This is a genomic window from Nocardiopsis listeri, from assembly GCF_020741345.1.
Classification (GTDB): domain Bacteria; phylum Actinomycetota; class Actinomycetes; order Streptosporangiales; family Streptosporangiaceae; genus Nocardiopsis; species Nocardiopsis listeri_A.
In genome coordinates this window covers 1-6,345 of sequence record NZ_DYZD01000325.1, presented here as the reverse complement: position 1 = coordinate 6,345, position 6,345 = coordinate 1, and the positions used below count along the sequence as shown (strand labels likewise).

General features: G+C 69.9%; 6 protein-coding genes. 2 read left to right on the top strand and 4 right to left on the bottom strand.

What is annotated here, in order from left to right:
* Positions 1 to 442: 442 nt before the first annotated feature.
* A complete protein-coding gene (gene cas6, locus K8V84_RS17465) occupies positions 443 to 1,393 on the bottom strand; it encodes a CRISPR system precrRNA processing endoribonuclease RAMP protein Cas6 (RefSeq protein ID WP_304076201.1) in 951 nt (316 codons plus the stop codon).
* A 139-nt stretch (positions 1,394 to 1,532) separates the two neighbouring features.
* Between cas6 and K8V84_RS17460 the strand changes: the two genes are divergently transcribed.
* Positions 1,533 to 2,471: a hypothetical protein gene (locus tag K8V84_RS17460; protein ID WP_304076200.1), complete on the top strand. Its 939-nt coding sequence runs from the start codon at positions 1,533 to 1,535 to the stop codon at positions 2,469 to 2,471.
* Here K8V84_RS17460 and K8V84_RS17455 read toward each other — a convergent pair.
* Both K8V84_RS17455 and K8V84_RS17450 read right to left on the bottom strand, forming a co-directional pair.
* Positions 2,443 to 4,161, bottom strand: a complete 1,719-nt coding sequence (locus tag K8V84_RS17455; protein ID WP_304076198.1) for a cation acetate symporter — start codon at positions 4,159 to 4,161, stop codon at positions 2,443 to 2,445. The genes K8V84_RS17460 and K8V84_RS17455 overlap by 29 nt on opposite strands.
* Positions 4,161 to 4,493, bottom strand: a complete 333-nt coding sequence (locus K8V84_RS17450) for a DUF485 domain-containing protein (RefSeq protein ID WP_369696641.1) — start codon at positions 4,491 to 4,493, stop codon at positions 4,161 to 4,163. Before K8V84_RS17450 ends, K8V84_RS17455 begins: the two co-directional genes overlap by 1 nt.
* Before the next feature lie 518 nt (positions 4,494 to 5,011).
* On the opposite strand from K8V84_RS17450, the gene K8V84_RS17445 reads away from it, so the two are divergent.
* Positions 5,012 to 5,278, top strand: coding sequence for a hypothetical protein (locus K8V84_RS17445; RefSeq protein WP_304076203.1), 267 nt, complete (start codon positions 5,012 to 5,014; stop codon positions 5,276 to 5,278).
* A 127-nt stretch (positions 5,279 to 5,405) separates the two neighbouring features.
* On the opposite strand, the gene K8V84_RS17440 is transcribed toward K8V84_RS17445, so the two are convergent.
* The coding region (locus K8V84_RS17440) for an amidohydrolase family protein (protein ID WP_304076194.1) at positions 5,406 to 6,345 on the bottom strand (940 nt) is incomplete at its 5' end.

The window sequence follows — 6,345 nt, the reverse complement described above, 5'->3', positions numbered from 1 at the left end:
GGATACCAGGCCTCACGCCGCAGCGTCACCCCGCCGGCCCCATCCGGTCACCGGTGATCGACGCACTGTCCGAGAGACGTCGTAGAGGACGCGTCGATGCCCCACCGTCTTTGCCCGGCGCACGTGCACCTCCCCATCTTCGAGAAAGGCCGCCGATGCCGAGCCCGCACCCACACGAACCATTCGCACTGTCCGAACGGGAACGTCCCTCAGCGACCAAACTCTCCGGCCCCCTCCTGACGCCGGAGGATCTCGTTCCGCACTTGCGCGATCTGGCCCGCACCCTGCGGGAACGAGGGGCCGAGCACGGTCCGGCCCCGCACACACGACGGACTTGAAGGGTGCAAAGAGGTCGGCTCCCACCCCGTCCACCGGGTGGGAGCCGACCGCTCGGCACCGGCCCCCGCCCTCCGTCCTAGGGCGGGAACCGGCGGTTCAGGGGTCAATCGAACAGGGCGCCGCCGAACTCCTCCGCTTCGGCCACCGCGTGGGCTCGGGTGCCTCCCACGTGACGCGGCCGGGCACGACGGACCGGGTGCGCGCCGTGGCCCTCCCGAGGGGCCGGGACCTCCACCGCGGGGCGGCCACCGCCGACACTATCGACCCGGACGGCGCCGAAACCCTGGGCGGTGTACTTACCGACCCCGGTGAGTTCGATCAGTTCCAACAAAGTGGCGAAGGTGTCGATGGAACGACGCGCGCCGGCGGCCGAATCCAGGCGCAGCCCGCCCAGCCAGCCCAGCACGTTGCGCTTCTCCGCGTGGTGGTGTTCGGTCAGGCGCACCTCCTCCCCGGGCAGGGGGGAGCGGCGCAGTTGTGACAGGTCGAGCAGGGCGCGTTCCAGCCAGGACGCGGCCAGGGCGGATGGGGCGAATCGCGCCACCGCGCCCACCGCGCCGCTGCCACCGACGATCCCGCCCCCGGAACGATGGACCGCGCCGAAGAGCCGCCGGGGGTTGGGCCAGATGTGCGGGACACGTTCACCGGTGGTGTCGCGGGTGGTGGTCACCACGGGGGTCATGGCGCGGATCTCGGCCGCCCGGGCCGGGAAGCGACCGTACCCCTCGGTGAGCATCTCGGCGTAGGTGCGATCGAAGGTGCGGGTGACCGACAGCGGCTCCAGCAGGTGGTCCCCGATGCGTTGGGGGACGCCGACCAGTTCGGCCGGGTCCAGGGGCGCGGGGTCCTCGTCGTCCAACCAGGTGAGGGTCCAGTGGTGGAGACGGTTCCCCAAGGGCAGGGGCCAACCGTTCATCGCCCAACGCTTGGCCGCGGTGTGCTCACGATCGGACTGGGGCCACCAGTGGTTGAGCAACCCGTGGCAGTCCTCCGGACGGATCGGACGCGCCGCGTCGGCTCGATCCCTGAGGATCACGGTCCACCGTCTGGGCACCGACCCCACCCCTTTCCCTACGTGCTCGGCTCACCGGGAACTCCTCTCGGACAGTGTCCGAACGTCACTTGTCGACCATCGCCCCAGGAGACCACAATGAGCGGGCCCGTACCGATCCACCAGCCGAAGCGGAGGGGACATGCCCCGCCTGAGCCACACCCTGGACCTGGACGCGTTGAAGCGTGAGGACGTCACCGGTTCGATCGACGGGGTGCACCGGGTGCTGCGCGAAGCCCGGTTCGACGACGAGGGACACCTGTTGGTCCCCGACGAGGCGGAACGGAAACGGTTGGAGCGGCGCGCCGAGGAGCTCGGGGTGATCCACGGGGGTGAGACGGCCGAGGCCGAGCCGGACATGGAGCATTCGCTGCGGCTGCTGTCCGGCGAACACCTGACCCCTGGCGCCCACTACCTTCTCAGCGTCCTGGACGAGAACGGCGATCCGGACTTCTCCGAGGAGGTCGAGGGGTGGGTGGGCACCGACCTGACCATCACCTCCTGGGACCCGCAGGGCCGCTGCTCACTCGACTTCGCCATGCGCGAGGACCCCGCGGTGACCGGTTTCGAGGAGTCGGTGACGAGCGGCACCGTGGTGCACGACCGGGACGCCCGGACCCTGTCGGTCCACGCCCGGATGCGGTTCCCCGCGCCGATGAGCATCGTCGGTGAGAACTCATCGTTGCTCCGGGTGAACGTGGACCTCCACGTCGACCTGCCCCGCTGGTACGCGGCGCTTTCGGGCACCGAAGGGACGGCCCCCCTACGGTTCGAGGTCGGGCATCCGTTCGTGCGCGCCGTCGGTGAGGCACTGCCCTCCCCCGCCCCGGACGGTCGATGGTCGGTGACCGGTTCCCTGGAGGTGCGCGGCCGCGGCCCGGCGCGACCGCTGGTGGCGGTCGCGGCCTGGGCGATGCTGCGGTCGATGCGCCGCTCCGAGGAGATGTCGGTGGAGCGGTGGGTGGCCGAGGTGGAGCGGTCCTGGGCGGACACGGCCCGGAGCCTGCCCGCCCTACCGGGACTGTTGGACGAGGTCGCCGAGGCGGTGGCCGTCAGTCGCGTTCGGCGCCCCACCCGGTGAGGGAGCGCACCCGCAGTTCGGTGAAGCGGGCACTGTTGCGTTCGGAGGAGAGCAGGCTGCCGATGACGGCGCAGGCGAAACCGATGGGAACGGCGGCGAGGGCGGGGTTCTCCAGGGGGAAGTACTGGATGTCGATCCAGGCCGGCAGCATCGACAGGTTCTCGCCGGTGACCGGATCGGTCTTGCCCGACATCACCGGCGAGAACAGCATCAGCAGCAGGGTGGCCGACAGTCCGCCGTAGATGCCCCACTCCACGCCGTTGGTGTTGAAGCGGCGCCAGAACATGGTGAGGACGATGACGGGCAGGTTGGCCGCGGCGGCGATCGCGAAGGCCAGCCCCACGAGGAACGCCACGTTCTGTTCCTGGGCCTGTACGGCCAGGGCGATGGAGACCGCGCCGATCAGGCAGGCGGAGAAGCGGGCCACGCTCACCTCCTGGGACTCGCGAGGTCGGCCCCACATGAGGATGTGGCCGAACAAATCGTGCGCGATGGAGGACGAGGAGGCCAGGGTGAGGCTGGCGATGACCGCGAGGATGGTGGCCAGGGCGACCGCGGAGATGAGCGCGAGCAGCACGGCGGCGCCCACCGGACCGGCCGTGAGCCGCCCCAGTTCCTCGGCGAGCATCGGCACCGCGGAGTTGCCCGAGGGGTCCAGGGCCATGATGCGTTCCGAACCCACCAGGGCGGCGGCACCGAACCCCAGGGCCAGGGTCATCAGGTAGAACGCGCCGACCATCACGATGGTGCGGTTGACCGAGGCACGCGCCGAGCGGCCGTCGGGCACCGTGTAGAAGCGGATGAGGATGTGCGGCAGCGCGACGGTGCCCAGGACCAGGGCCAACCCGAGGCTGATCAGGTCGATCTTGTTGAAGAAGGTCTGCGCGGGCTGCCCGGGCACCTCCACCCCGAAGCCCAGCCCGGGTTCGAGGAAGGCCTGTCCGTGGCCGCCGGCGTCGGCCGCGCCGGAGAGCAGGGCGCGCGGGTCGAAGGAGAACACGGCCAGCACCATGACGGTGAGCAGCCCGGTGGCCGACAGCAGCACGACGGCCTTGATGATCTGCAGCCAGGTGGCGGCCTTCATCCCGCCGTACATGACGTAGACGATCATCAGCACGCCCACCAGGACGATCGCGCCGGTGCGGGTCTGGCCGGCGCTCATCCCGAGGAAGGTGCCGCCGTCGTGCAGGCCGAGCAGGACCGCGACCAGGGCTCCGGCGCCGACCATCTGGGCCACCAGGTAGAACACGCACACCGTGACGGTGGAGACGGTGCAGGCCAGTCGCACGCGCATCCTGCGCATGCGGAAGGCCGGCAGGTCGGCCATCGTGAAACGACCGGTGTTGCGCATCAGCTGGGCCATGGGCAGCACCAGCAGCCAGGCGACGAGGAAGCCGATGGAGTACAGGAAGCCGTCGTACCCCTGCAGCGAGATCATCCCGGCGATGCCCAGGAAGGACGCCGCCGACAGGTAGTCACCGGTGAGGGCGAGTCCGTTCTGGGTGCTGGAGAAGCCGCGGCCGCCGGCGTAGAAGTCGACGGCGCCCTTGGTGGTGCTCCGGGCCCGGATGGTGATGGCCAGGGTGGTGAGGACGAACACGGCGCACAGGCCGATGGTCCAGGCGTGGGCGACGCCGAACTCTCCGCCCAGGACACCGCCCAGGTCGTTCGCGTGATCGAGCAGGCCCATCAGTGCATCACCCGTCCGTCGATCCGGTCCTCATCACGTGCGCGGTCGCGGATCTCCTCGGCCAGCGGATCGACGGCGCGGGCGGAGGTTCGACTGAAGGCCCAGGCCAGGACGAAGGTGAGCAGGAACTGTCCGATTCCCAGGAGCAGGGCGACATTGATCGAATCGAAGATCTGCACGCGCATGAAATCGCGCGCGTAGGCGGAAAGGAACAGATAGGCCATGTAACCACCGAGGAAGGTGGTCACCAAAAGGGTGAACTGCAGGGCGAATCGCCGCCGTAGTTTCACGAAACGCGGGTCGACGGAGATGCGTTCACAGGTGTGCGCCATGTCGGCCGCGGCACGGGCGCGGGCCCTCGCGGACCTCCCACCGGGCCGGTCACCCTCACCCTCAGGCTCCGCACGCCTTCTGGACGTACCTTCCATGTACTCGACCACGACTCGTCCCCCAACGATCTCTGCGCGGTTTTCCGGACGCCGTTCCCCCACGGCCTGTCCACTTATGGAACGGTTCGGCCGCCGCTGCGTAGATCCGCGCGATTCGCCGTACACCGTTCCGATAGGGCATCACCCTAACGAGCACCGGACCGCCGTGTTCCCCAAATGCACAAATCGGTTGACACAAATGACGCGAGGCGGATCACAACCCGAAGGGGCCACCCGGAGAAGCAGGTCACACGGGACGCGCGGGTCATCGTGCGGCGCGGAGACCCCTCCGTCTTCGCTAGGCTTCGGGGCGACCCCGAACCCATGACGGCGAGCCGGATCAACCCCGGTCTCGTCGTTCGTACATGTGTATGATCAAGGGGTCCACACTGTTCATGCGAAACCGAAGGGAAATCCCCGCCGTGGTCACCGAGGTCTTCACGCGCAAGTACTGCGATCCCCACGCCGTTCGCGAGGAGAAGGTCGAGGCGACTGAGGTCATCCAGTTCGCCTGGGAAGGTGCCGTCCGCGAGGTCGACGCCTGCGAGGAGTGCTTCAAGGAGCACGAGACCCGCTTCGAGCCCCTGGTCGACTACTCCCGTCCGGTGAAGAAGCGTCGCGCCAAGAAGGCCGCCCCGGCTCCGGCCGACAAGCCCGAGACCGAGGGCGCCGACGCCGGCGACGAGTAGCACGTCACCCCGCCGCGTAACGGGGGCCGGTGGACGCCTCGGTGTCCGCCGGCCCCCGTCTTCGTGTCCTCGACCGGCCCGCTCGGCGGCGAGCCTCCGTTTCACGCGTCGTCGACGCGTCCCTGGTTCAGGACAGGTCCGGAGGGAAGCCCTCCTGTGGCCAAAGGAGCACGCCGTCCTTCCACACCGCCGCCACCTGGGGCACCCCCGGGCGATAGGCCAGGTACAGGTGGTTGGGCGCCTCCAGCAGGGTGAGGTCGGCGCGGGCACCGGGGCCCAGGTGCCCGACGTCCGCGCGGCGCAGGGCCATCGCCCCGCCCTTGGTCGCCGCCCACACCGCTTCGTCCGGGGTCATCCCCATGTCCCGGACCGCCACCGCGACACAGAACGCCAGGCTCGACGTGAAGCACGAACCCGGGTTGCAGTCACTGGCCAGCGCCACCAACGCGCCGGCGTCGATCAGCCCGCGGGCGTTCGGATAGGGCTGGCGGGTGGAGAAGTCCACGCCGGGCAGCAGGGTCGCCACGGTGGGTTCGGGGCGCCGGGCGGCCTCGGCCAACGCGTCCACGTCCTCCGCGCTCAGATAGGTGCAGTGGTCGACCGACGCGGCGCCCAGTTCCACGGCCAGGCGAACCCCCGGCCCCTCCCCCAGCTGGTTGCCGTGCACCCGGGGCAGCAGCCCCCGTTCCATGCCGGCGGTGAGCACCCGGCGGGAGGCCTCCTCGTCGAAGGCCCCGCGTTCGCAGAACACGTCCACCCAGCGGGCGTGCGGAGCACAGGCGTCCAGCATGGGTCCGGTGACCAGGTCGACGTAGCCCTCCGGGTCATCGGCGTACTCGGGGGCGACCACGTGCGCGCCCAGGAAGGTGACCTCGTCGGTGACGCGACCGGCCACCTCCAGACAGCGACGTTCGTCCTCGACGGTCAGCCCGTACCCGGACTTGACCTCCAGGGTGGTGGTGCCCTGGGCACCGGCCTCACGCACCAGACGACGGGCGCCGGCCAGGAGTTCGGTGTCGGAGGCCGCGCGGGTGGCGGCGACCGTGGTGCGGATTCCACCCGCCGAA